Below are 21,008 nucleotides of genomic sequence, written 5' to 3'. Positions count from 1 at the left end.
TACGTCCCTTCGATCGCGGAAAACTGCTCAATTCCTGCTAGTCGTGCCACTGTATGCAAGCGCGCGGACAGCTGGCGAAGTTCCCGCGTCGCGTACGCCGAGAGCGAGCACGCGTCCGCCGTCGGGAGCCTGTACGGTCGTGCGATCACACGGCTCCCGAAGTCGTGTGCGGGCGGGTGGGCTCGCGCTCTCCCCCACCTGTTCGGACACTCGGCTCACACCTTCCGGGTCCCGTGGGCGGCGTCGGCGACACTTCCCACGAGGCAGGCCGGGCAGGTCGGGCACGAGGTCCGACAGGCCCGTCCGGACGGGTCGTGGTCCGCGCTGTCAGTGGGCCGGTCCACAATGGAGCCCGTCAGAACCCGTTCATGCCCCGGCAGAGACTGTGAAGGAGTCGCCGCAGCGATGGCCCGCCGCAGCACGAAGACCCCGCGACCCGACGACGGCGCTGACTTCGAGGAGCGCATCCTCGACATCGACGTCGTCGACGAGATGCAGGGCTCCTTCCTCGAGTACGCGTACTCGGTCATCTACTCCCGAGCCCTGCCGGACGCCCGCGACGGCCTCAAGCCCGTGCACCGCCGCATCGTCTACCAGATGAACGAGATGGGGCTGCGCCCCGACCGCGGCTACGTGAAGTGCGCCCGCGTCGTCGGCGAGGTGATGGGTAAGCTCCACCCGCACGGCGACGCATCGATCTACGACGCCCTGGTGCGCCTGGCCCAGCCCTTCTCCATGCGCCTGCCCCTGGTCGACGGCCACGGCAACTTCGGCTCCCTGGGCAACGACGACCCACCGGCCGCCATGCGGTACACCGAGGCGAGGATGGCCGACGCCACCTCCCTCATGACGGAGTCGATCGACGAGAACACGGTCGACTTCGGCCCGAACTACGACGGCCAGGAGCAGGAGCCGTCGGTCCTCCCGGCGGCGTATCCGAACCTCCTGGTCAACGGCGCGTCGGGCATCGCGGTCGGCATGGCGACGAACATGGCGCCGCACAACCTCGGCGAGGTCATCGCCGCCGCCCGGCACCTGATCCGCCACCCGGGCGCCGACCTCGAGACGCTCATGAAGCACGTCCCGGGCCCCGACCTGCCCACGGGCGGCCGGATCGTCGGCCTCTCCGGCATCAGGGACGCGTACGAGTCGGGCCGCGGCACCTTCAAGATCCGCGCCACGGTGTCCGTGGAGAACGTGACAGCGCGCCGCAAGGGCCTCGTCGTCACCGAACTGCCCTTCACCGTCGGCCCGGAGAAGGTGATCGCGAAGATCAAGGACCTGGTCGGCTCGAAGAAACTGCAGGGCATCGCCGACGTCAAGGACCTCACCGACCGTGCGCACGGCCTGCGGCTGGTCATCGAGGTCAAGAACGGCTTCGTACCGGAGGCCGTCCTGGAGCAGCTCTACAAACTGACGCCGATGGAGGAGTCCTTCGGCATCAACAACGTGGCCCTGGTGGACGGCCAGCCGCTCACCCTCGGCCTCAAGGAACTGCTGGAGGTGTACCTCGACCACCGCTTCGAGGTCGTGCGCCGCCGCAGCGAGTTCCGTCGCACCAAGAAGCGCGACCGGCTGCACCTGGTCGAGGGTCTGCTCGTCGCCCTGCTGGACATCGACGAGGTCATCCGCCTCATCCGCTCCAGCGAGAACTCCGCCCAGGCGAAGCAGCGCCTGATCGAGCACTTCTCACTGAGCGAGATCCAGACGCAGTACATCCTGGACACGCCGCTGCGCCGCCTGACCAAGTTCGACCGCATCGAGCTGGAGACCGAGCGCGACCGGCTCAACGGCGAGATCGACGAGCTGACCGGCATCCTCGATTCGGACGCCGAGCTGCGCAAGCTGGTGTCGAGCGAGCTGGCCGCGGTGGCCAAGAAGTTCGGCACCGACCGGCGCACGGTGCTGCTGGAGTCCGCCGGTTCGACCGCTGCGGCCGTCCCGCTGCAGGTGGCGGACGACCCGTGCCGGGTCCTCCTGTCGTCGACGGCACTGCTCGCCCGTACGGCCAACGGCGATCCCTTCGGGGAGAGCGAGGGCAGGCGCGTCAAGCACGACCTGATCGTCTCCGCCGTCCCGGCGACGGCACTGGGCGAGATCGGCGCGGTCACGTCCGCCGGACGGCTCCTGCGGATCAACGTCATCGATCTCCCGCGGCTCCCGGAGACCGCGGCCGCGCCCAACCTTTCGGGGGGCGCGCCGATTTCGGAGTTCCTGACCCTCGAGGACGACGAGCAGGTGGTCTGTCTGACGACACTCGACGAGTCGTCGCCGGGCCTGGCCCTCGGCACCCAGCAGGGTGTGGTGAAGCGCGTGGTCCCCGACTACCCCTCCAACAAGGGGGAGCTGGAGGTCATCACGCTCAAGGACGGTGACCGGATCATCGGCGGGGCCGAGTTGCGCACGGGAGAGGAAGACCTGATCTTCATCACCGACGACGCGCAGTTGCTGCGGTATCAGGCGTCCCAGGTCCGCCCGCAGGGCCGGCCCGCGGGCGGTATGACTGGCATGAAGCTCACGGACGGCGCCAAGGTGATCTCGTTCACGGCGGTCGACCCGGCCGTGGACGCCGTGGTGTTCACGGTGGCGGGTTCGCGCGGCACGCTGGACGACTCGGTCCAGACGACCGCAAAACTCACGCCCTTCGACCAGTATCCGCGCAAGGGCCGCGCCACAGGCGGCGTGCGCTGCCAGCGGTTCCTCAAGGGGGAGGACTGCCTGAGCCTGGCATGGGCCGGTCCCGCCCCGGCGCGCGCCGCGCAGAAGGACGGGACGCCCGCGGACCTGCCGGAGATGGACCCGCGGCGGGACGGCTCGGGGGTCTCACTGGCGAAGACGGTCTCGGTGGTGGCAGGACCGGTCTAGAGACGGTACGGACGGTCGGGCCCACCGCCCGGCCGTCCGTACCCGAGCCAGGCCCCAGTGCCCAACTCCTAGCTCGGCTCCTGCTCCTGCTCCTGTACGTAACGCAGGACGCCCCACATGCTGCGCTCGTCGGCGTGTGGGGCATCGTCCTTGCACGCCTCCAGTTCCTTGTCGAGCGCGAGCGCGTCGATGCCGGACCCGATGAGCACCAGCTGGGTGAGCCGCTCGCCCGCACCCCACGGCTGCGGATAGAAGCGCAGGAACCGCCCCACGGCGTGCACGGCGTACCGGTTGCGCGGATCGGCGGCGCCGAAGTCGACGTATCCCTTGATGCGGTACAGGCCCACGGGCCGGCTGTCGAGGAACTCCATCAACTGCCGCGGGCCGAGAGGCACTTCGGAGGTGAAGGAGACGGACTCGTAGGCGGAGTGCAGATGGCCGCCGTGTGCGTCGGGGTCACCCGGCTCGTCCTCCTCGTGCCGGTGGAGGTCGTCGAAGGACAGCTGACCGATCCGCTCCTCGGACGGCCGGCAGTCGAAGAGGAACTCGGGGTCGACCCGCCCGTACATGGCGGGTACGACGGCGGCACCGTCGGCGAGCGTCCGCACGAGCCGGATCACGCCGTCGGGGTCCGTCACGCGGTCCGCCTTGTTGACGACGACGAGGTCGGCGATGGCGAGGTGCCGGTCGATCTCGGGATGCTTCTCACGGGTGGCGTCGAACTCGGCGGCGTCGACGACCTCCACCAGACCGCCGTAGACGATGTGCGGGTTCTCGCTGGCGAGGAGCATCTTCACCAGCTCCTGCGGCTCGGCGAGACCGCTCGCCTCGATGACGATCACGTCGATGCCGGTGGAGGGCCGGGCTAGCCGGTCCAAATACAGGTCGAGTTCACTGGCGTCCACGGCGCAGCACAGACACCCGTTGCCCAACGAGACCGTGGAGTCGCCGAGCGCACCGGCCACGGCCATGGCGTCGATCTCGATGGCACCGAAGTCGTTGACGATGGCACCGATGCGACTGCCTCCGCCGCGGTGCAGGAGGTGATTGAGCAGGGTGGTCTTCCCGGAGCCCAGGAAGCCGGCGAGGACGAGGACCGGGATCTGCTGGGGGCTCGCCTGACTCAACGCGCGACCTCTCTCACCTCTGCGTACACCGGCTCACGGACCGGCTCTCACGACGGGGAACGAATGCTCATCCAGGATACGAGCCGGTGGAAAGCCCTCGGAGTGAACGATTGTTAGCGGCGCTCGCGGGGCACACGTCAGGCATGGCGCCGAGTTGCGCGACCCGCGTTTCCCTCCGTGCGCCTCCTCTCCGCCTCCCAGCCGATCAGAGCCGCTCGGGCACCCTGGGAGACGGCAAGCGCCGCCCAACGCTCGCCGGTCCCCATCAGTCGACCCGCAACCGACGACCGGCGGACGGCCGCCTGATTCGGGGGTTGACATGGCCACACAGAACTCTGGGAAGCGACAGCTGGGCTCCGCGGCCGCAGCGGGGCTCGCCTTCGCGGCGGGGGCACTCGCGGCACTGGCCGCCCAGCAGCGCCGGTACGAGGATCTGCGGCTCCGAGTCGCGGAAGTCGAGCGGAGCGAGCGGCAGGCCATGCTGACCGAGCAGCAGCGCCTCCAGTTCTACCTGCTGAGCAGGGCGATGGAGGATCCCGATCTGGCCGCCGTGTACAGCAACGTCCAAGTCGACTCCCCCACCCAGCGGCGTCAGTACCTGTTCGCGAACGCCCTCTACACCAACGCCCTGCTCGCCTACCGCGTCGGTGTCGTCAACTGGGAGGAGCTGCACGGTCACCTCCGCATGGTCTGCCACAACCCCATCTTTCGCGACTACTGGGACGCGCACCGGCCGCATCGAGCCAGCCTCAAGGAGGACTCCGAGGAAGCCAGGGTGGGCCGAATGGTGGACGTGCTGATCCGCGATCTGGACGAGTCGGATACGGAAGAATGGTGGGTCGTCGGAGAACCACCCGCGGAATAAGCCCAGTTGATCGGCCATGGACGATCTGCCTCGGCGCCAACATGAGGAGCAGTCGGCCTGTCACGTCGTCAACATAAGGACGAAGCAACATCGCCGACAACAAAAACGAGCTAATCTTTCCCCGCCCCTCAACGGGCTGTACTAACCCCACAGACCCCGCGCCCAACTCTGTCCGCACCCGTCGAGACGTGAGGCCCGCGGGGTCTCCACGTCTAGACACGAGGCAGGGAACTTGAAAATCGTGCGCCGCATCGGTGCGTCCCCACGCGAACGAGGAAGTTTGTCCGGTGACTCATGCCCGGACATCTTCGAACTCAGCGATGGGAACTTCGCCGTCATCGGAACAGAAGCTACAGCGGCGCTCGACAAAGAGCTTCCCTCTGACGCAGCTCGGGCCGACTACGAACGCATCGTCATCGTCAGTAGAGAAACACTGGTGCGCGCGAAGGCGGACATTCCAGACACGTAGAGCAAGCTCTGGGCTGTCGTAGGGATCAACCTGTCAACCGTGGCAATCCATCCGGTCACCCCGTTGAGGCTCACCTCCGGAAGACGGTTCCACTCCGCCCACACCCACACACCAACCGCCCCTCGCGCCACACTGTGACGACCGGGGCCAACCGAGCAGGCCGGCGCCAACCCAGCCGACCACTCGATCCGACCTTCTGGAGGTCCGACACCGGAACGGTGTCGGACTCCACGCGTACTCACCGCATGACATACGCCTACGCCCGATGCGTGAGCCTCAGGCCACCGCAAGCACTGCAACCGGCGGTATCGGCCCCCACGAACCGCCTGGCAGGCTGACTGACTGCTCTTCGGGCCTTCTGCCTGGTCCAAGATGTGGGCGCTCCAGCATCGCCCGAATGGAACGACGCCTGTACCCGCGGGCGAGGGCTCCCGCGCGTGGGCGCTGTTCGGCCTCCTAGGTGAAGGTCCCCGACGCTTGCGGATGCGTCCCAGCGGGCCATACATGGCCCTCGACAACCCCTGCCCCTGCCCCTGCCGAAGCAGTGACACCACCGGCCCCACGAGTCACCGGGAGCCAAGTCAGGTTAGGCTCACCTGTGTGAGTACGTGCGCGAAGGTCTCCCGAGACCTGGCGGAGCCCCTCGCGGGGACCGCCGCGACGGCGAGGACGTGGCTGCTGGTCGAACAGCCCGGTCCCTGGGGTGCCAACGCGCTGACTTCGAGCCACCTGGATCCGGTCCTGGGCCGCGCCCTGGAACAGGCCGTCGAAGGCACCGGCGTGCGCATCGCCCTGATCCGCCGCCCGGGGCGCCACGCGGACTGCCACACAGTGGCCCGGCGTCACGTGTACGCGGCCCACACACTTCCGGGAAACGTATGGCTGCACCACGCCATCACGTCAGACCCCGAGGAACTGCTCAAACTTGACTTCGCGGAGCTCGGCAGAGGCCTGTCCGGCACCTTCGAGGCAACACTCGACGGCAGTCCTCACACCGGTGACCCGCTCGCCCTGGTGTGCACCAACGGCAAGCGCGACCGGTGCTGTGCCCTGCTCGGCCGCCCCCTCGCCGCCGAACTCGCAGCTTCCGGAGTGGAGGGAGCGTGGGAGGTCACCCATCTGGGAGGCCATCGCTTCTCGCCCACCCTTCTCGTGCTGCCCTCCGGCTACGCGTACGGACGCGCCGAGGCCCATGCCGTCAAGGAGGTACTCCAGGGCGTACGGGACGGGCGTGTCGTCACCGAGGGGTGCCGAGGGAGCTCCGCCTGGGAGCGGCCCGGCCAGGCTGCCGAGCTGGCTGTGCGCGCCGCGGTGGGTGAGGACGGGGTGGACGCGGTGCGCGTGATCCGCACCGAGGGGCAGGCACCTCACTGGGAGGTGACCGTCGCCCACACCGACGGCCGTCTCTGGCTTGTCACGGTCACCGAGGGCCCCTCGTCGCCGCCCCGGGCGGAGAGCTGCGGTTCGGCTCTGGGTTCCCCCGCGCGAATGGACGTGACGGCGGTGCGCGAGCAGTCCCGTACGAGCGCAGCAAGCCTCCCGGCCCGCTGACCACGAGTTCGACAACGAGATCCATGCCACACCCTCTACGGCCCGGCGCGCCCGCCCCCGTACCGTCATAGGCATGAGCCCCACTCCCCCTGCCCGACGACTCCGCCTCGGCATGCCGAAACGGATGTTCTCGCAGGTGCTGCTGATGCAGGTGGCGATCGCCGCCGGAGTTGCCGTACTCGCGACGGGGCTGTTCCTCGCGCCGCTCAGCGACCAGCTGGACGACCAGGCGATGCGCCGCGCGCTCGCGATCGCCCAGACCACGGCCGCCCAGCCGCAGCTAGCCGAGGATCTGACATCGACGCGCCCCTCCGCGAACGGGCCGGTCCAGGCCGAGGCGGAGCGCATCCGCGAGGCAAGCGGAGCGGAGTACGTCGTGGTGATGGACATGCGCGGCGTGCGCTGGTCGCACACCAACCCCGCCGAGATCGGGGGACGCGTCTCCACCGACCCCGCACAGGCCCTGGCCGGCCGGGACGTCATGCAGATCGACAACGGCACCCTGGGCCGCTCGGCGCGCGGCAAGGTGCCTCTGCGCGACGCCGACGGCGACATCGTCGGCGCGGTCTCCGTCGGCATCGAGTACGACAGTGTGCGTGCCCGTCTCATCCATGCGATCCCCGGACTCTTCGCGTACGCGGGCGGGGCCATGGCCGTCGGCGCGCTTGCTGCCTATCTGATCTCACGACGGGTGCACCGGCAGACCCGCGACCTGGCCTTCTCGGACATCGCCGGGCTCCTGGCGGAACGTGAGGCCATGCTGCACGGCATCCGGGAGGGCGTCGTCGCGCTGGACCGTGAGGGCAGGATCAGGCTGCTCAACGACGAGGCCCGGCGCCTGCTGGGCATCGGCGACGAAGCCGTGGGCCGGCCTCTCGGCACGGCGCTCGGCGAGGGGCGTACGACCGACGTGCTGGCCGGAACCGTCACGGGAACCGACCTGCTCACCGTCCGCGGACAGCGGGTCCTGGTCGCCAACCGCATGCCGACCGACGACGGTGGCGCAGTCGCCACACTGCGGGACCGCACAGAGCTGGAACAGCTGGGCCGCGAACTCGACTCCACCCGCGGCCTGATCGACGCCCTGCGCGCCCAGGACCACGAGCACGCCAACCGCATGCACACCCTGCTCGGCCTGCTGGAACTGGAGATGTTCGACGACGCCGTGGAGTTCGTCGGCGAGGTCGTGGGCGACCACAGGGCCACCGCGGAACAGGTCACCGAGAAGATCCACGATCCACTGCTCGCCGCTCTCCTGGTGGGCAAGGCCACCGTCGCGGCGGAGCGCGCAGTGGCGCTTCGGATCTCCGACAGGACACTGTTCCCCGACCGGCTGATCGATGCCCGAGGACTGGTCACGATCGTCGGGAACCTCGTCGACAACGCGCTCGACGCCGTCGCGGGCACCCTCCACGCGCGCGTGGAGGTCGAATTGCGCGCGGAAGGGCGTACGGCTGTGCTCAGGGTGCGGGACACGGGGCCGGGGGTCCCGGCCGAGCAGCGTGAGTTGATCTTCACGGACGGCTGGTCCACCAAGAAGCCACCGGCCCACCGCAAGCGCGGGATCGGTCTCTCCCTGGTGCGTCGCCTCGCCGAGCGGCAGGGTGGCAGCGCACGCGTCGCGGAGGCGGAGGGCGGGGGCGCGGAGTTCACGATCGTGCTGCCGGAGGCACTCGCGGAGGCAGGACTCACCTCCGGTCCGGAATCCGGCCCCGCACCCGCACCCGCACCCGCAAGAGCCGCCACGACCACCAAGGAGGAGCCGCGATGATCGAGGTACTGGTCGTGGACGACGACGTCCGGGTCGCCCGGGTCAACGCCGCCTACGTGGAGAAGGTCGCGGGCTTCCATGTCGCGGCCGAGGCCCATTCGGCGGCGGAGGCGCTGCAACAGGTGGAGGAGCTGCCTCGGCTGGACCTGGTGCTTCTCGACCACTATCTGCCCGACGGGACGGGTATCGCGGTGGTGCAGGAGATGCGGCGGCGCGGCCACCAGACCGACGTGATCATGGTGACCGCCGCCCGTGACGTCACCACGGTCCAGGCGGCGATGCGGCACGGTGCCCTCCAGTACCTGGTCAAACCCTTCGCGTTCGCCGGCCTGCGCGCGAAACTGGAGGCGTACGCCGAACTGCGCCGCACCCTCGACGGGGGCGGTGAGGCCGAACAGGCCGAGGTCGACCGGATCTTCGGCGCCCTCTCGGCGGGCTCCGAACCGGATCTGCCCAAAGGGCACTCCCCCACCACCGCGGAGGCCGTACGCCAGGCTCTGGTGACCGCTGAAAGCCCTCTGTCCGCCCAGGAGATCGCCGACCGGACCGGCCTCAGCCGGCAGACCGCCCAGCGCTATCTGAAGCTACTGGAGCGCACGGGCAGGGCCACGCTGAGCCTGAAGTACGGAGACGCGGGCCGCCCCGAACACCGCTACGTCTGGGCGACCCGCGCCTGAAAACACCGGCGAGGTACGGCGCGGGGGCGCCCCCCGTGCCCCTCTGCGTACAGAGCCGTGGGGGACGGCCTCAGACCGCCCCCGCGCCCGTGAGCGCCCGTACTTCGGTCTCCGCGTGCTTGGCCTCGTCCGGCGGCTCCGCCGAAGTGACCGTGCCGAGCCAACCCGCCAGGAAACCGAGCGGAATGGACACCAGACCGGGATTCTCCAGCGGGAAGTACTGGAGATCGACGCCGGGGAACAGCGAGGCGGGACTGCCCGACACCACGGGCGACAGCACCACCAGCACCAGGGCCGGCACCAGCCCCCCGTACACGGACCACACCGCGCCGCGCGTAGTGAAGTTCCGCCAGAACAGCGAGTACAGCAGCACGGGCAGATTCGCCGACGCCGCGACCGCGAAGGCGAGTCCCACCAGGAACGCCACATTGAGATCGCGCGCCAGCAGTCCCAGCGCGATGGCCACGACACCGATCCCGACCGCGGCCGTCCGCGCGACGGAGACCTCGCTGCGCGGCTTCGAACGCCGCCGCCGCAGTGACGCGTACAGGTCGTGGGCCACGGACGCGGAGGAGGCCAGCGTGATCCCGGCGACCACCGCGAGGATCGTGGCGAAGGCGATGGCCGCGACGATCGCAAAAAGAACCGTTCCGCCTGTGGACGCCGGACCGCCGCCCAGGTCGAGCGCCAGTAGCGGAACCGCCGTGTTCCCGGCCGCGTTCGAGCCGCGTACCGCGTCGGGGCCGACGATCGCCGCCGCTCCGAACCCCAGCACGATCGTCATCAGGTAGAACGCGCCGATCAGGCCGATCGACCAGACGACCGAACGGCGTGCGGCCCGCGCGGTCGGCACGGTGTAGAAGCGCGACAGAATGTGCGGCAGCCCGGCCGTGCCGAGCACCAGGGCGAGGCCCAGGCTGATGAAGTCGAGACGCGCCGTCCAGTCCCCGCCGTACTTCAGCCCCGGCGCGAGGAACGAATCCCCGTGTCCGCTCCGCCCCGCCGCCGTACGCAGCAACTGGTCGAAGTCCCCGTGAAACCGCATCAGTACGAGCACGGTCAGCGCGATCGCCCCGCCCATGAGCAGGACAGCCTTGACGATCTGGATCCAGGTGGTGGCCCGCATGCCTCCGAACGACACGTAGACGACCATGAGCGCGCCGACACCGATGACCGTCCAGGCCTGCGCCGCCTCGCTCGTGCCTCCCAACAGCAGTGCGACCAGGCTGCCCGCGCCCACCATCTGCGCCACCAGATACAGAACGGACACGGTCACCGAGGAAGTTCCCGCCGCGATCCGTACCGGCCGCTCGCTCATGCGCGCGGCGACGACGTCGGCGAGCGTGAACCGTCCGCAGTTGCGCACCAGTTCGGCGACCAGGAACAGCACGACGAGCCAGGCGACGAGAAAACCCACCGAGTACAGCAGCCCGTCGTATCCGAAGAGCGCGATCAGCCCCGAGATACCGAGGAAGGAGGCGGCGGACATGTAGTCGCCCGCGATGGCAAAACCATTCTCCATCGGTGAGAAGAGCCGGCCGCCCGCGTAGAACTCCTCCGCCGAACCATGCCGGTGACGGCTCACCCAGGTCGTGATCCCCAGGGTGATCGCCACGAACACGCTGAAGAGCAGCAGGGCCAACGTCTGATGGTTGCCGGTCACCTCTCACCGCCCGCGACGCTGCGCGTCAGCTCCTGGGTGTCCCAGCGCAGATCGAGCGCGGCGCGGTCTCTGCGCAACCGTGCGTGCCGCGCGTACGCCCACGTGAACAGGAACGTCGTGAGGAACTGTCCGAGCCCCGCGACCATGGCCACGTTCACTGCTCCGGCGACGGGCCGCGCCATGAAGGCCGGTGCCGTGGTCGCCGTCACGACATACCCCACATACCAGGTGAAGAAGACCGCGACGGCCGGGATCACGAACCGCCGGTACCGGCTGCGCACCTCCTGAAAGGCCGCACTGCGCTGCACCTCCAGATAGACATCGGCTGCGCGGGCGCTCCGGTCCTCCTGCTCCCTGCGCGCGGTCGGCACAGCGGAGGCGGGCGCGCCCGTGCTGTCCAACTCTCCCCACCCGGAGGCGAGCGCGTCGTACCAGGGGTCGTCGAACCGGACCTTTCCGGAGTCGGGACCGTCGTGCTTCTCCACCGAACTCTCCTTGTCCGCCGCCCGTTTCGGCCGCGTGCCCAAGGATGGACAGAATGGGAAGATCCCTGACTCTTCTCTCCCCGTACTTCACCCCATCAGGTGACTCACCCCCCTGGTGGCCGCACAAGTCCCTTCCCGAAGGCGTAACGGACGGCCTGTGCACGGTCCTTGAGCCCGGTCTTGGCGAAGAGGTTGTTGATATGGGTCTTCACCGTGGCGGTGGACACATGCAGCTTGCGGGCGATCTCCTGGTTGGTCAGGCCGTCGGCGATCAGCACCAGTACCTCCGTCTCCCGCGCGGTGAGCCCGTCCGGAGTCTCCTGCGCGGGGCCGGTGGGCTCCGGTTCCGACAGCCGCTCCAGCAGCCGTCGCTGGATGCCCGGCGAGAGCCCGGCGTCCCCGGACAGCACGCTGTGCACGGCTCGTACGATCTCGTCGCCGCCGGCGTCCTTCGTGAGATAGCCACGGGCCCCGGCCTTGAGCGCGGGAAACAGCGACGCGTCGTCCGCGTACGTGGTGAGCACGACGACCTGCGTTCTCGGGTACTCCGACCTGATGCGTCCAGTTGCCTCGGCTCCGTCGCACCGGGGCATCCGCAGATCCATCAGCACCACGTCCGGGTCGAGCTCGGCCACCAGTCGCACGGCCTCGTTCCCGTCGGCGGCCGCACCGACGACCTCGATCCCCGGCAGCAGACCGAGCAGCATCACGATGCCCTCGCGCACCACGGTCTGGTCGTCCGCCACGACGACACGGGCCGGCGGCGTGCCGTCCGCTTCCGTCATACGGGCACCTTCAGCGTCACCGCGAACCCCTCCTCGTACGGGCCGGCCTCCAGCGAGCCTCCCAGCAGCTCGGCCCGTTCCCGCATTCCGAGCAGACCGTATCCGGCGCCGGAGTGCGTGAACTCCCCCGGCGGCGCACCCGAGTCCCGTACGTGCAGCATCACCTCGCTCCGGCCGTAGTCCATCCGTATGCGGACCTTGGCGCCAGGCGCATGCTTGCGGACGTTCGTCAGGGCTTCCTGGGCGACTCTGCGGACCGCCTGGGACACCTCGGCGGGAAGCGGCCGCCGTTCACCCGTGACAGTGACATCCGCTTCGTCGGCCTGGGCTACGAGCTCGGTCAGGAACTCCTCCACGGGGGACAGCTCTCCGCGCAGCGCCGAGAGTGCCTGCCGGGTCTCCGCCAGCCCTTCACGGGCCATGCCCCGTGCGGCGACGACCCGGTCGAGGATCTGGCCCTTCTCCGCTCCCTTCTCGATCAGCAGTCGGGCGGCCTCCAGGTGCACGAGCTGCGCCGAGAGGCTGTGCGCCAGTACGTCGTGGATCTCCCGCGCGATCCTGGCCCGCTCCGCGAGCGCCGCCGTCTTTGCCTCGGCCGCCCGCGCGGCCCGCTCCTGGACGAGCAGCCGCTGGGTGGTGCCGCGGGCCTCGGCATCCAGCCGGAGCACGTAGCCGAGCAGGGCGAGCCCTCCGGTCGTGGCCATCACGGCCGGCCAGCTGTCGTCACTGACCACGGCGTACGCCCCCAGTGCCGCGGAGGTGGCGGGCAGCGCGGCCACGAGGGGAAGCCGCTCCATCGCGGCGATGCCGCACACGCACCACAGGACGAGGGCCGGTACCCGTACGCCCGCACCTTGTGCCGCCAGCCCGACGCCGAGGAGCAGTGCGAGCAGTCCCAGTGAGGGCAGGAGCCGGTGTTCGAGCGTCGTCCTCCGGAAGCCCCAGAGCCCGGCCCCGCACACGAGGACAGCCGGAACGGCTACCGCGACGCCCCAGCCATGCAGATCACTGCCCGTGAAGGTCGTGCCCAGGAGGACACCGACGGCGACGACGCGCGCGGCTGTGGCGAGCCCGCGCCGCGCCCTGGGGACTCCCGCTCGGGAGAGTGCCTCACGGGAGGGCCAGCGCTGCCAGACGTTCTCCGTCACACCCGCTCCTTGCGCAAGGGACGAGGCAGGTCTTCACAGTAGGCCGTGCTCTGCTCGGTCACCGGGCGCAGACCGTGCGCCCGCCAGGTCAGGATGCCCGAGCGAGCCAGCAGCGTCAGCGCGAGCCCGAGGAGCAGGGCGGAGGTGTCCTGACGAAGACCGAGCACGACGCCGAGGCCGAAAAAGCCCGCCCGCAGGGCTATGCCGGTGATCCACACGAGAGCACTGGCCTTGCTGCTCCGGGTCCACACCGCTCCGTCGGATGTCGTCCACAGCCGTGTCGTCCACGCCCAGCCGGCGCCTGTGGCCAGGGCGATGAGGAGCTCGGCGCCGAGCAGGAGAACTGATTCCGTCTGATGGCGGGGGTCGAACAGGCCGGGCTCGCGCAGGGCGAGAAAGACCAGCACCCCGGGCACGACCCACCAACGCCGGTCCGTCTCGATCCGACGGGGGCGGAACTGGCGAGCGACCACCAGGACGGCAACGGCGAGAATCGCCAGGACATCGACAAGCCCGGACATCGCGGCCTCCGTGAGCGAGGAGAAGCGGGTGCCGACGGCGGGCGCTGTCGACACCTTCGACGCTACGGAGACGGACCGGCCGGCAGATCGGCGCCAGGGTGGATCATGGGTGGATCCCTGGACCGGCCCGTCTCCACCCGGGGGTGGAGACGATCTGCCGCGTCATCACGGGCGACTCCTGCCCATGCCGCCTCACGGGCGGCGGCTCCTGCCTCTGCCGCGCCCTCACGGGCAGCTCCCGCCTCTGCATCGCAACGGGGCCCGTCTGCGTTCCGACCGGCCCCGTCCGACGGCCTACGCGTCGATGCGTGAGCGGTCCAGGGTCGCCGCGGAGCTGGAGATGAACTCCTTGCGCGGAGCGACGTCGTTGCCCATCAACAGGTCGAAGACCTGCTCGGAGGCCTCGAGGTCGGAGATGTTGATCCGGCGCAGCGTGCGGTGGCGCGGATCCATCGTCGTCTCGGCCAGCTGGTCCGCGTCCATCTCGCCCAGGCCCTTGTAGCGCTGGATGGAGTCCTTGTACCGCACGTTCTTGCGCTGGAGCTCGAGCAGGGTGTCCCGCAGTTCGCGGTCCGAGTACGTGTAGATGTACTTGTCCTGGCCCTTCTTGGGCTGGCTCAGCTCGATCCGGTGGAGCGGCGGCACGGCCGCGAACACCCGGCCGGCCTCGACCATGGGCCGCATGTAGCGCTGGAAGAGCGTCAGGAGCAGGCAGCGGATGTGCGCGCCGTCGACATCTGCGTCGACCAGCAGGATGATCTTCCCGTACCGGGCGGCGTCGATGTCGAACGTACGGCCCGAGCCAGCCCCTATGACCTGGATGATCGCGCCGCACTCGACGTTCTTCAGCATGTCCGACACGGACGACTTCTGAACGTTGAGGATCTTTCCGCGAATCGGCAGCAGGGCCTGGAACTCGGAGTTCCGGGCGAGCTTGGCGGTGCCGAGCGCCGAGTCTCCCTCGACGATGAACAGCTCGCTGCGCTCCACGTCGTCGCTGCGGCAGTCGGCGAGCTTGGCGGGCAGCGAGGAGGACTCCAGGGCCGTCTTCCGCCGCTGCGCGTCCTTGTGCTGGCGGGCCGCGATTCTCGTGCGCGCGGCGGCGACCGCCTTCTCCAGGACGACACGGGCCTGTGCGGCCGCGTCCCGCTTCGTAGAGGTCAGGAACGCCTTGAGCTCCTTGGCGACGACGTTCGTCACGATGCGACGGGCTGCGGAGGTGCCGAGCACCTCCTTCGTCTGGCCCTCGAACTGGGGCTCGGCGAGGCGCACGGTGACAACGGCGGTGAGCCCCTCCAGAGCGTCGTCCTTGACGACGTCGTCCTCGGCGACGCGCAGCATCTTCTTGGTCCGCAGCACTTCGTTGATCGTCTTCATGACGGCTTGTTCGTAGCCCGCGACGTGGGTTCCGCCCTTGGGGGTGGCGATGATGTTCACGAACGACTTGAGCGTCGTGTCGTAGCCCGTGCCCCAGCGCATCGCCACGTCGACGCCCAGCTCGCGGGTGACCTCGGTCGGGGTCATCTGGCCGTGGTCGTCGAGGACCGGGACCGTCTCCTTGAAGATGCCCTGGCCGGAGAAGCGGAGTACATCGCAGACGGGCTTGTCCGAGGCCAGGTACTCGCAGAACTCGCTGATGCCGCCGTCGAAGCGGAAGGACTCCTCACCCTTGCTGCCACCCTCCCCGAGCCCGAACTCGTCACGGACGACGATGGTGAGGCCGGGAACCAGGAAGGCGGTCTGGCGGGCGCGCTGGTGGAGGTTCTCCAGGGAGAGCTTGGCGTCCTTGAGGAAGATCTGACGGTCGGCCCAGTAGCGCACGCGCGTGCCGGTGCGGGTCTTGGGGATCCTCTTGAGCTTGCGCAGCCCGGCCGACGCGTCGAACGTGGCCTCGGCGCCGTCCCCCTTGAAGGCGCCCGGCGTGCCCCGCCGGAAGCTCACCGCGTGGGTGTTGCCTCCGCGGTCCACCTCGACGTCCAGGCGGGCCGAGAGCGCGTTCACCACGGAGGCGCCCACGCCGTGCAGACCGCCGGAGGCCGCGTACGAGCCGCCGCCGAACTTGCCTCCGGCGTGCAGCTTGGTCATCACGACCTCGACGCCCGAAAGGCCTGTTTTGGGCTCGACATCGACCGGGATGCCCCGGCCGTTGTCCCGCACCTCGACGGAGCCGTCGTCGTGCAGGGTCACGTCGATGTGGTCGCAGTAGCCTCCGAGGGCCTCGTCCACGGAGTTGTCGATGATCTCCCAGAGGCAGTGCATCAGACCGCGGCTGTCGGTCGATCCGATGTACATGCCCGGGCGCTTCCGCACGGCCTCGAGGCCCTCGAGGACGAGCAGGTGCCGCGCGGTGTAGTTGGAACCGTCCCGATCTGCTCCGGTCAGCAGGGCTGTGGACGGCACGGACGTCTCGGCGGTCACGCGGTTCGCTCCTCGCTGAATTTCAGTTGGGGCCCTTTTGGGTAAGGGTCCGGCTTCGGTCACCGGTCCGAGGGTACCGAGGCCTGGTAGAGCCGTTGTAACGCCACCCTCGTCCTAAACTCAGACTAGTCCAGAGTCGCATGCGTGTTCGATCCCTCGTTGGAGTGAAGTACATATCACGTTCCCTTCCAGGCATGAACCATTTAGGCTCCGGGCACGTCCTCAAGAACAACCGGCAAGCCAGCCGGGAGGACTGAACCTGACAGAGCGCGAAACCCGTAAGACACGAAGACACGCAATACGGCTCATTCGCCGCCAACCGGCAGCAGACAGCCGACTCGGAAAGATTTTTTTCGAGGAAGAGCCAGAGCGGGAACGTTTTCGGCCTGGTTGGATGTTGACCCTGGTACGACAGCTCGTCGAGCTAGAGAAGAGGCGACGTGACTACTGTTCTGACCCCCGCGAGCCCGCTGACGGCCGCTGACCGCTGCGACCGTTGCGGCGCCCAGGCATATCTGCGCGTCGTCCTCCTCAGCGGTGGTGAACTGCTCTTCTGTGCCCACCATGGGCGCAAGTTCGAGCCGGAACTCAAGAAGATCGCCGCTGAGATACAGGACGAGACGGAGCGGCTCACGGCCGCCCCGGCAAGCGCCAACGACGAAGAGCACTGACACTTCGCGCAGACGACGAGCCATCTCCGGCACAGGCCGGTGACAGGGCGGCCGCCCCTGGATTTCAGGGGCGGCCGCCCTGCTCGTGTCTGCCCAAGCCGTCAGACGGCCCTCAGCGGCCGTCTCCGAGCGTCCTGACGACCTCCGAGACCCGCGTGTACACCCCTGGGCTGCCGGCCCGCCCGCAGCCGCTCCCCCACGACACGAGGCCGATCAGCCGCCCCTCGGCGACCAGGGGCCCACCGCTGTCCCCCTGGCAGGCGTCGCGGCCTCCGCTCTCCTCCCCCGCACACAGCATGGAGCGGGCCAAGTACGTTCCGTCCGCGCTGCCCGGGTACGCCTTCTCGCAGACGGCGTCGGACAGCACCTGGACACGGCCGGCCCGCAGAGCGCTCGCGTAGTCGCCGCTTCCCGTCGTGTCGCCCCAGCCGTAGACCACGGCGCCCGTACCGGGCCGGTACGCCGCGTCCCCGGCGCCCGCCATACGAAGAACCGCCTCGGCGGCGAGCGGCGCCGCGAGGGTGAGCACGGCGAAGTCCCCGGCGTTCGTGTAGCTGTCGTGGCGCGGGTTGATCCAGATGTCACGTACGGCGATCTCGCTGCCCCCGTCCGCCCGCAGGTCCCCGCGGCCCGCGACGATCCGCAGATCCCGGACCTGACGCGCAGGCGCACCCAGTACGTCCTCACTGAGGCAGTGGGCGGCGGTCAGCACCGTGGACGGCCCGATCACCACGCCCCCGCAGAACTGCCCCGCGCGTGTACCCCCGAACCGGTCACGACTGGACAGGGCCACCGTCCAAGGGGCCGCGGAGATCTCGACCGGGTAGCCACCGATGACGACATCGGCCGTCGCTGGGGCAGGGGCCGCCAGTGGTATCACGGCCGCCGCGGCCACAAGGGCCAGCGCTCGGGCGAAGGGACGACTCATGCGCACTCCTCACTCTGCGGTTGTCACGAGAAACCCAGAGTGATCCAGGGTGAGGCACCTCGCACTCCGCACGTACCGAGGGCCCGGCTTCCTGTCGGAAGCCGGGCCCTCGGTGACTACTGCGGTCGAGACCTAGTCGAGGTAGTCGCGCAGGACCTGCGAGCGCGAGGGGTGACGCAGCTTCGACATCGTCTTGGACTCGATCTGGCGGATGCGCTCGCGCGTCACGCCGTACACCTTGCCGATCTCGTCGAGGGTCTTCGGCTGACCGTCGGTGAGCCCGAAGCGCATCGAGACGACACCCGCCTCGCGCTCGGACAGGGTGTCCAGGACGGAGTGCAGCTGCTCCTGGAGGAGCGTGAAGCTCACCGCGTCGGCCGGGACGACGGCCTCGGAGTCCTCGATGAGGTCACCGAACTCGCTGTCGCCGTCCTCACCGAGGGGGGTGTGGAGGGAGATCGGCTCACGGCCGTACTTCTGGACCTCGATGACCTTCTCGGGGGTCATGTCGAGTTCCTTGGCCAGCTCCTCCGGGGTGGGCTCGCGGCCCAGGTCCTGGAGCATCTGGCGCTGGACGCGCGCGAGCTTGTTGATGACCTCGACCATGTGCACCGGGATACGGATGGTGCGGGCCTGGTCGGCCATGGCGCGGGTGATCGCCTGACGGATCCACCAGGTGGCGTACGTGGAGAACTTGTAGCCCTTGGTGTAGTCGAACTTCTCGACCGCGCGGATCAGACCGAGGTTGCCCTCCTGGATCAGGTCCAGGAAGAGCATGCCGCGGCCGGTGTAACGCTTGGCCAGCGAGACCACCAGGCGGAGGTTGGCCTCCAGGAGGTGGTTCTTGGCGCGGCGCCCGTCCTCGGCGATGATCTCCAGCTCGCGCTTGAGCTTCGGCGCCAGCTTGTCGGCGTTGGCGAGCTTGTCCTCGGCGAACAGGCCGGCCTCGATGCGCTTGGCGAGCTCGACCTCCTGCTCGGCGTTGAGCAGCGGGACCTTGCCGATCTGCTTGAGGTAGTCCTTGACGGGGTCGGCAGTGGCACCGGCGACGGCGACCTGCTGCGCGGGGGCGTCGTCCTCGTCCTCGTCGGACAGGACGAAGCCCTTGTTCTCCCCGCCCTCTTCTTCCTCTTCGCCGGGCTTGGCGGCGCCGACGGTCTCTTCGGCCGCCTCGTCGTCGCCCACCTCGGCGTCGTCCTTCTTGCCGGTGGTCTTCTTGGCCGTCGTCTTCTTGGCGACGGTCTTCTTGGCGACGGCCTTCTTGGCCGTCGTCTTCTTGGCAGCGGCCTTCTTGGCGGACGCGTCCTCGGCGGGAGCGTCGGCGTCAGGCATCACCGGCGTGGCGGTGGCGGTGGCCTTCTTGGCTGTCGCCGTCTTCGCCGCGACGGTCTTGGTGGCGGTGCGCTTGGCGGGACTCTTCGCTGCGACGCTCTTCCGGGTGCGCTTGGGCTCCGCGGCACTGACCATCAGCGTCACACCCTCTTCCTCGAGGATCTGGTTGAGGCTGCGCAGTACGTTCTTCCACTGAGTGGCCGGAATCTGGTCAGCTTCGAAGGCCCGACGCACGTCATCGCCGGCGATCTGCCCCTCAGCCTTTCCCCGCTCGATGAGCGCCATGACAGAGACGGACTCGGCGATCTCCGGCGGGAGCGTACGGGATGTGCTGGCCGACACGAACAACCTCTCGGAACGTTGGAAAACGGCTTCCGGCCCCGTCCGGTACGGACAGGAACCGACGACCGCCGGCTTGGGTATGGGCCGACGGCGCGGGCGGGGGGCCGGGAAGAGTCACAGCGCCTGGAGCGGCGCCCGTATTCCCTACTCGGCTGTTCACCTCTTAGGTCATCGCGCTGTCCCGAGGAGCGTTACGCCCAATCTGCGTGGCCCGAGTCACATCTTGTGAGCGATCAAAAGCAACCAGACACGGTCAGAGGTGGTCAGCCGACCATTCCAGGGTCTCATCACACCGCCGGGCCCCGCCGAATCCTCCTGGAGTCGGGCGGGACCCGGCGGCCGATGATCCGCCGGCCGAGCGATGCCACGCCGGGGAAACGGCCCCCGACCGCGCCATCCGCGGTACGCGATCAGTGCTCGCGCGGCGCGGGAACGACGCGCTCCACCTCGGGGTGGACGGTGAGCAGTTGCCGCATGGCCGTCTCGGCGCCCGAGCCGTCCCCCGCCGCAAGGGCGTCGGCGATGCGCGCGTGGTGCGTGAGGGACGCCTCGGTCGGACGGTCGCAGCCCGTGACCGGACTGCCGGAGACCTGGAGCGCGGCCGACACGATCCCGGAGAGGTGCTCCAGCATGCGGTTGCCGGCGACCTGGATCAGCAGGGAATGGAACTCCGCGTCGGCCCGCGAGAAGGTGAGCGCGTCGCCCTGGCTCATCGCGTGTCCCATGATCTCGACCATGTCGGTGAGGCGCTGCTGGACCTCGGGCCGCCCGTGTCCGGCGGCGAGGCGGGCGGCGAGCGGCTCGATCGTCCAGCGCAGCTCGCTCAGCTCACGCCGCTGGTTGTCACGCTGCGGCCCGAAGGCCCGCCACTCGATGATGTCCGGGTCCAGGAGGTTCCAGTCGCTGACGGGCCGTACGCGCGTGCCGACGTTGGGGCGGGCACTGACCAGCCCCTTCGCCTCAAGGACGCGGAGCGACTCACGGACGACGGTGCGGGAGACCTCGAACCGCTGCCCGATCTCCTCGGGCACGAGCGGGCGGTCGGCACCCAGGTCGCCCGAGACGATCATCTGACCCAGCTGCTGAACCAGTTGGCCATGCAGGCCGCGGCCGCGACTGCCGGCGGCTCGTCGGCCCACGCGGCCCAGCTCCGGATCCGTGGCGTCCCACACGGAGGGGCTGACGCGGTCCGCGCCAGGAACCTCCCCGTAGGGGTAGCGATCGAGTTCGCCCGGGCCGGCGAGGCCGGAGTCTGCGGAACGGGCGGCGGTCATCATGGTGTGCGCAAGGGTAGTCACGGATCCTTTGTCGGCGTTGCCTCCAACTCCCTTGAGGTCTTTGGTGAAAAGCACACGAAAGGGTGATCGCTCACCGCGTCGCAATTGACGCC

At 69.1% G+C, this 21,008-nt stretch carries 17 protein-coding genes; 7 read left to right on the top strand and 10 right to left on the bottom strand.

Annotation, left to right across the window (positions count from 1 at the left end; genetic code table 11):
• Positions 1-405 precede the first annotated feature (405 nt).
• Entirely contained in the window at positions 406-2,865 is a 2,460-nt protein-coding gene (locus KUF83_RS38120) for a DNA topoisomerase (ATP-hydrolyzing) subunit A (RefSeq protein ID WP_217459632.1), read from the top strand.
• Positions 2,866-2,933: 68 nt separating this feature from the next.
• Here the strand turns inward: KUF83_RS38120 and KUF83_RS38115 are convergent, their stop codons facing one another.
• Complete coding sequence (locus tag KUF83_RS38115) at positions 2,934-3,992, bottom strand: GTP-binding protein (protein ID WP_217459631.1); 1,059 nt, start codon at positions 3,990-3,992, stop codon at positions 2,934-2,936.
• A 319-nt stretch (positions 3,993-4,311) separates the two neighbouring features.
• Here KUF83_RS38115 and KUF83_RS38110 point away from each other — a divergent pair, with 319 nt between their 5' ends.
• The 5 genes from KUF83_RS38110 to KUF83_RS38090 all read left to right on the top strand — a co-directional run bounded on the left by KUF83_RS38110 (position 4,312) and on the right by KUF83_RS38090 (position 9,325).
• Positions 4,312-4,857, top strand: coding sequence for a DUF6082 family protein (locus tag KUF83_RS38110; RefSeq protein ID WP_217459630.1), 546 nt, complete (start codon positions 4,312-4,314; stop codon positions 4,855-4,857).
• A gap of 232 nt (positions 4,858-5,089) precedes the next feature.
• Positions 5,090-5,326 (top strand): hypothetical protein, encoded by a 237-nt coding sequence (locus KUF83_RS38105; RefSeq protein ID WP_217459629.1) that lies wholly within the window; start codon positions 5,090-5,092, stop codon positions 5,324-5,326.
• 600 nt (positions 5,327-5,926) lie between these two features.
• Positions 5,927-6,877 carry a sucrase ferredoxin gene (locus KUF83_RS38100; protein WP_217459628.1) on the top strand — a complete coding sequence of 317 codons (951 nt, stop codon included), beginning with the start codon at positions 5,927-5,929 and terminating at the stop codon, positions 6,875-6,877.
• Positions 6,878-6,950: 73 nt separating this feature from the next.
• Complete coding sequence (locus KUF83_RS38095) at positions 6,951-8,648, top strand: sensor histidine kinase (protein WP_217459627.1); 1,698 nt, start codon at positions 6,951-6,953, stop codon at positions 8,646-8,648.
• Positions 8,645-9,325, top strand: a complete 681-nt coding sequence (locus KUF83_RS38090; RefSeq protein WP_217459626.1) for a response regulator — start codon at positions 8,645-8,647, stop codon at positions 9,323-9,325. Before KUF83_RS38095 ends, KUF83_RS38090 begins: the two co-directional genes overlap by 4 nt.
• A 70-nt stretch (positions 9,326-9,395) precedes the next feature.
• On the opposite strand, the gene KUF83_RS38085 is transcribed toward KUF83_RS38090, so the two are convergent.
• The 6 genes from KUF83_RS38085 to KUF83_RS38060 form a co-directional block, all read right to left on the bottom strand.
• On the bottom strand, positions 9,396-10,988 hold the full coding sequence (locus tag KUF83_RS38085) for a cation acetate symporter (RefSeq protein ID WP_217459625.1): 1,593 nt from the start codon (positions 10,986-10,988) through the stop codon (positions 9,396-9,398).
• Positions 10,985-11,473, bottom strand: a complete 489-nt coding sequence (locus KUF83_RS38080) for a DUF485 domain-containing protein (RefSeq protein ID WP_308403324.1) — start codon at positions 11,471-11,473, stop codon at positions 10,985-10,987. The genes KUF83_RS38085 and KUF83_RS38080 overlap by 4 nt, the downstream gene beginning before the upstream one ends.
• A gap of 104 nt (positions 11,474-11,577) precedes the next feature.
• Positions 11,578-12,258, bottom strand: coding sequence for a response regulator transcription factor (locus tag KUF83_RS38075; RefSeq protein ID WP_217459623.1), 681 nt, complete (start codon positions 12,256-12,258; stop codon positions 11,578-11,580).
• The gene (locus KUF83_RS38070) at positions 12,255-13,406 is read right to left on the bottom strand and encodes a histidine kinase (protein WP_217459622.1); all 1,152 of its coding nucleotides are present in this window, start codon (positions 13,404-13,406) and stop codon (positions 12,255-12,257) included. The genes KUF83_RS38075 and KUF83_RS38070 overlap by 4 nt, the downstream gene beginning before the upstream one ends.
• Complete coding sequence (locus KUF83_RS38065; protein WP_217459664.1) at positions 13,403-13,927, bottom strand: DUF1453 family protein; 525 nt, start codon at positions 13,925-13,927, stop codon at positions 13,403-13,405. The genes KUF83_RS38070 and KUF83_RS38065 overlap by 4 nt, the downstream gene beginning before the upstream one ends.
• 294 nt (positions 13,928-14,221) lie before the next feature.
• Complete coding sequence (locus KUF83_RS38060) at positions 14,222-16,345, bottom strand: type IIA DNA topoisomerase subunit B (protein WP_217459621.1); 2,124 nt, start codon at positions 16,343-16,345, stop codon at positions 14,222-14,224.
• Positions 16,346-16,785: 440 nt separating this feature from the next.
• Here KUF83_RS38060 and KUF83_RS38055 point away from each other — a divergent pair, with 440 nt between their 5' ends.
• On the top strand, positions 16,786-17,016 hold the full coding sequence (locus tag KUF83_RS38055) for a hypothetical protein (protein WP_055513118.1): 231 nt from the start codon (positions 16,786-16,788) through the stop codon (positions 17,014-17,016).
• Positions 17,017-17,128: 112 nt separating this feature from the next.
• On the opposite strand, the gene KUF83_RS38050 is transcribed toward KUF83_RS38055, so the two are convergent.
• From KUF83_RS38050 to KUF83_RS38040, 3 genes are all read right to left on the bottom strand, one after another.
• Positions 17,129-17,944: a serine protease gene (locus tag KUF83_RS38050; protein WP_217459620.1), complete on the bottom strand. Its 816-nt coding sequence runs from the start codon at positions 17,942-17,944 to the stop codon at positions 17,129-17,131.
• Positions 17,945-18,076: 132 nt separating this feature from the next.
• The gene (locus KUF83_RS38045; RefSeq protein WP_217459619.1) at positions 18,077-19,618 is read right to left on the bottom strand and encodes an RNA polymerase sigma factor; all 1,542 of its coding nucleotides are present in this window, start codon (positions 19,616-19,618) and stop codon (positions 18,077-18,079) included.
• A 410-nt stretch (positions 19,619-20,028) separates the two neighbouring features.
• Positions 20,029-20,916, bottom strand: a complete 888-nt coding sequence (locus KUF83_RS38040) for a FadR/GntR family transcriptional regulator (protein WP_217459618.1) — start codon at positions 20,914-20,916, stop codon at positions 20,029-20,031.
• Between the last annotated feature and the right edge of the window lie 92 nt (positions 20,917-21,008).

Origin of the sequence: Streptomyces sp. BV286 (assembly GCF_019090165.1) — a bacterium.
Lineage (GTDB): Bacteria > Actinomycetota > Actinomycetes > Streptomycetales > Streptomycetaceae > Streptomyces.
The sequence above is the reverse complement of the archived record's forward strand: the minus strand, read 5'-3'. Positions and strand labels throughout refer to the sequence as shown.

Bases quoted from the DNA above. Each gene is read 5' to 3' on its own strand.
- KUF83_RS38065 (WP_217459664.1), bottom strand. From the start codon at position 13,927: ATGTCCGGGCTTGTCGATGTCCTGGCGATTCTCGCCGTTGCCGTCCTG.
- KUF83_RS38095 (WP_217459627.1), top strand. From the start codon at position 6,951: ATGAGCCCCACTCCCCCTGCCCGACGACTCCGCCTCGGCATGCCGAAA.
- KUF83_RS38050 (WP_217459620.1), bottom strand. From the start codon at position 17,944: ATGAGTCGTCCCTTCGCCCGAGCGCTGGCCCTTGTGGCCGCGGCGGCC.
- KUF83_RS38075 (WP_217459623.1), bottom strand. From the start codon at position 12,258: ATGACGGAAGCGGACGGCACGCCGCCGGCCCGTGTCGTCGTGGCGGAC.
- KUF83_RS38110 (WP_217459630.1), top strand. From the start codon at position 4,312: ATGGCCACACAGAACTCTGGGAAGCGACAGCTGGGCTCCGCGGCCGCA.
- KUF83_RS38120 (WP_217459632.1), top strand. From the start codon at position 406: ATGGCCCGCCGCAGCACGAAGACCCCGCGACCCGACGACGGCGCTGAC.
- KUF83_RS38090 (WP_217459626.1), top strand. From the start codon at position 8,645: ATGATCGAGGTACTGGTCGTGGACGACGACGTCCGGGTCGCCCGGGTC.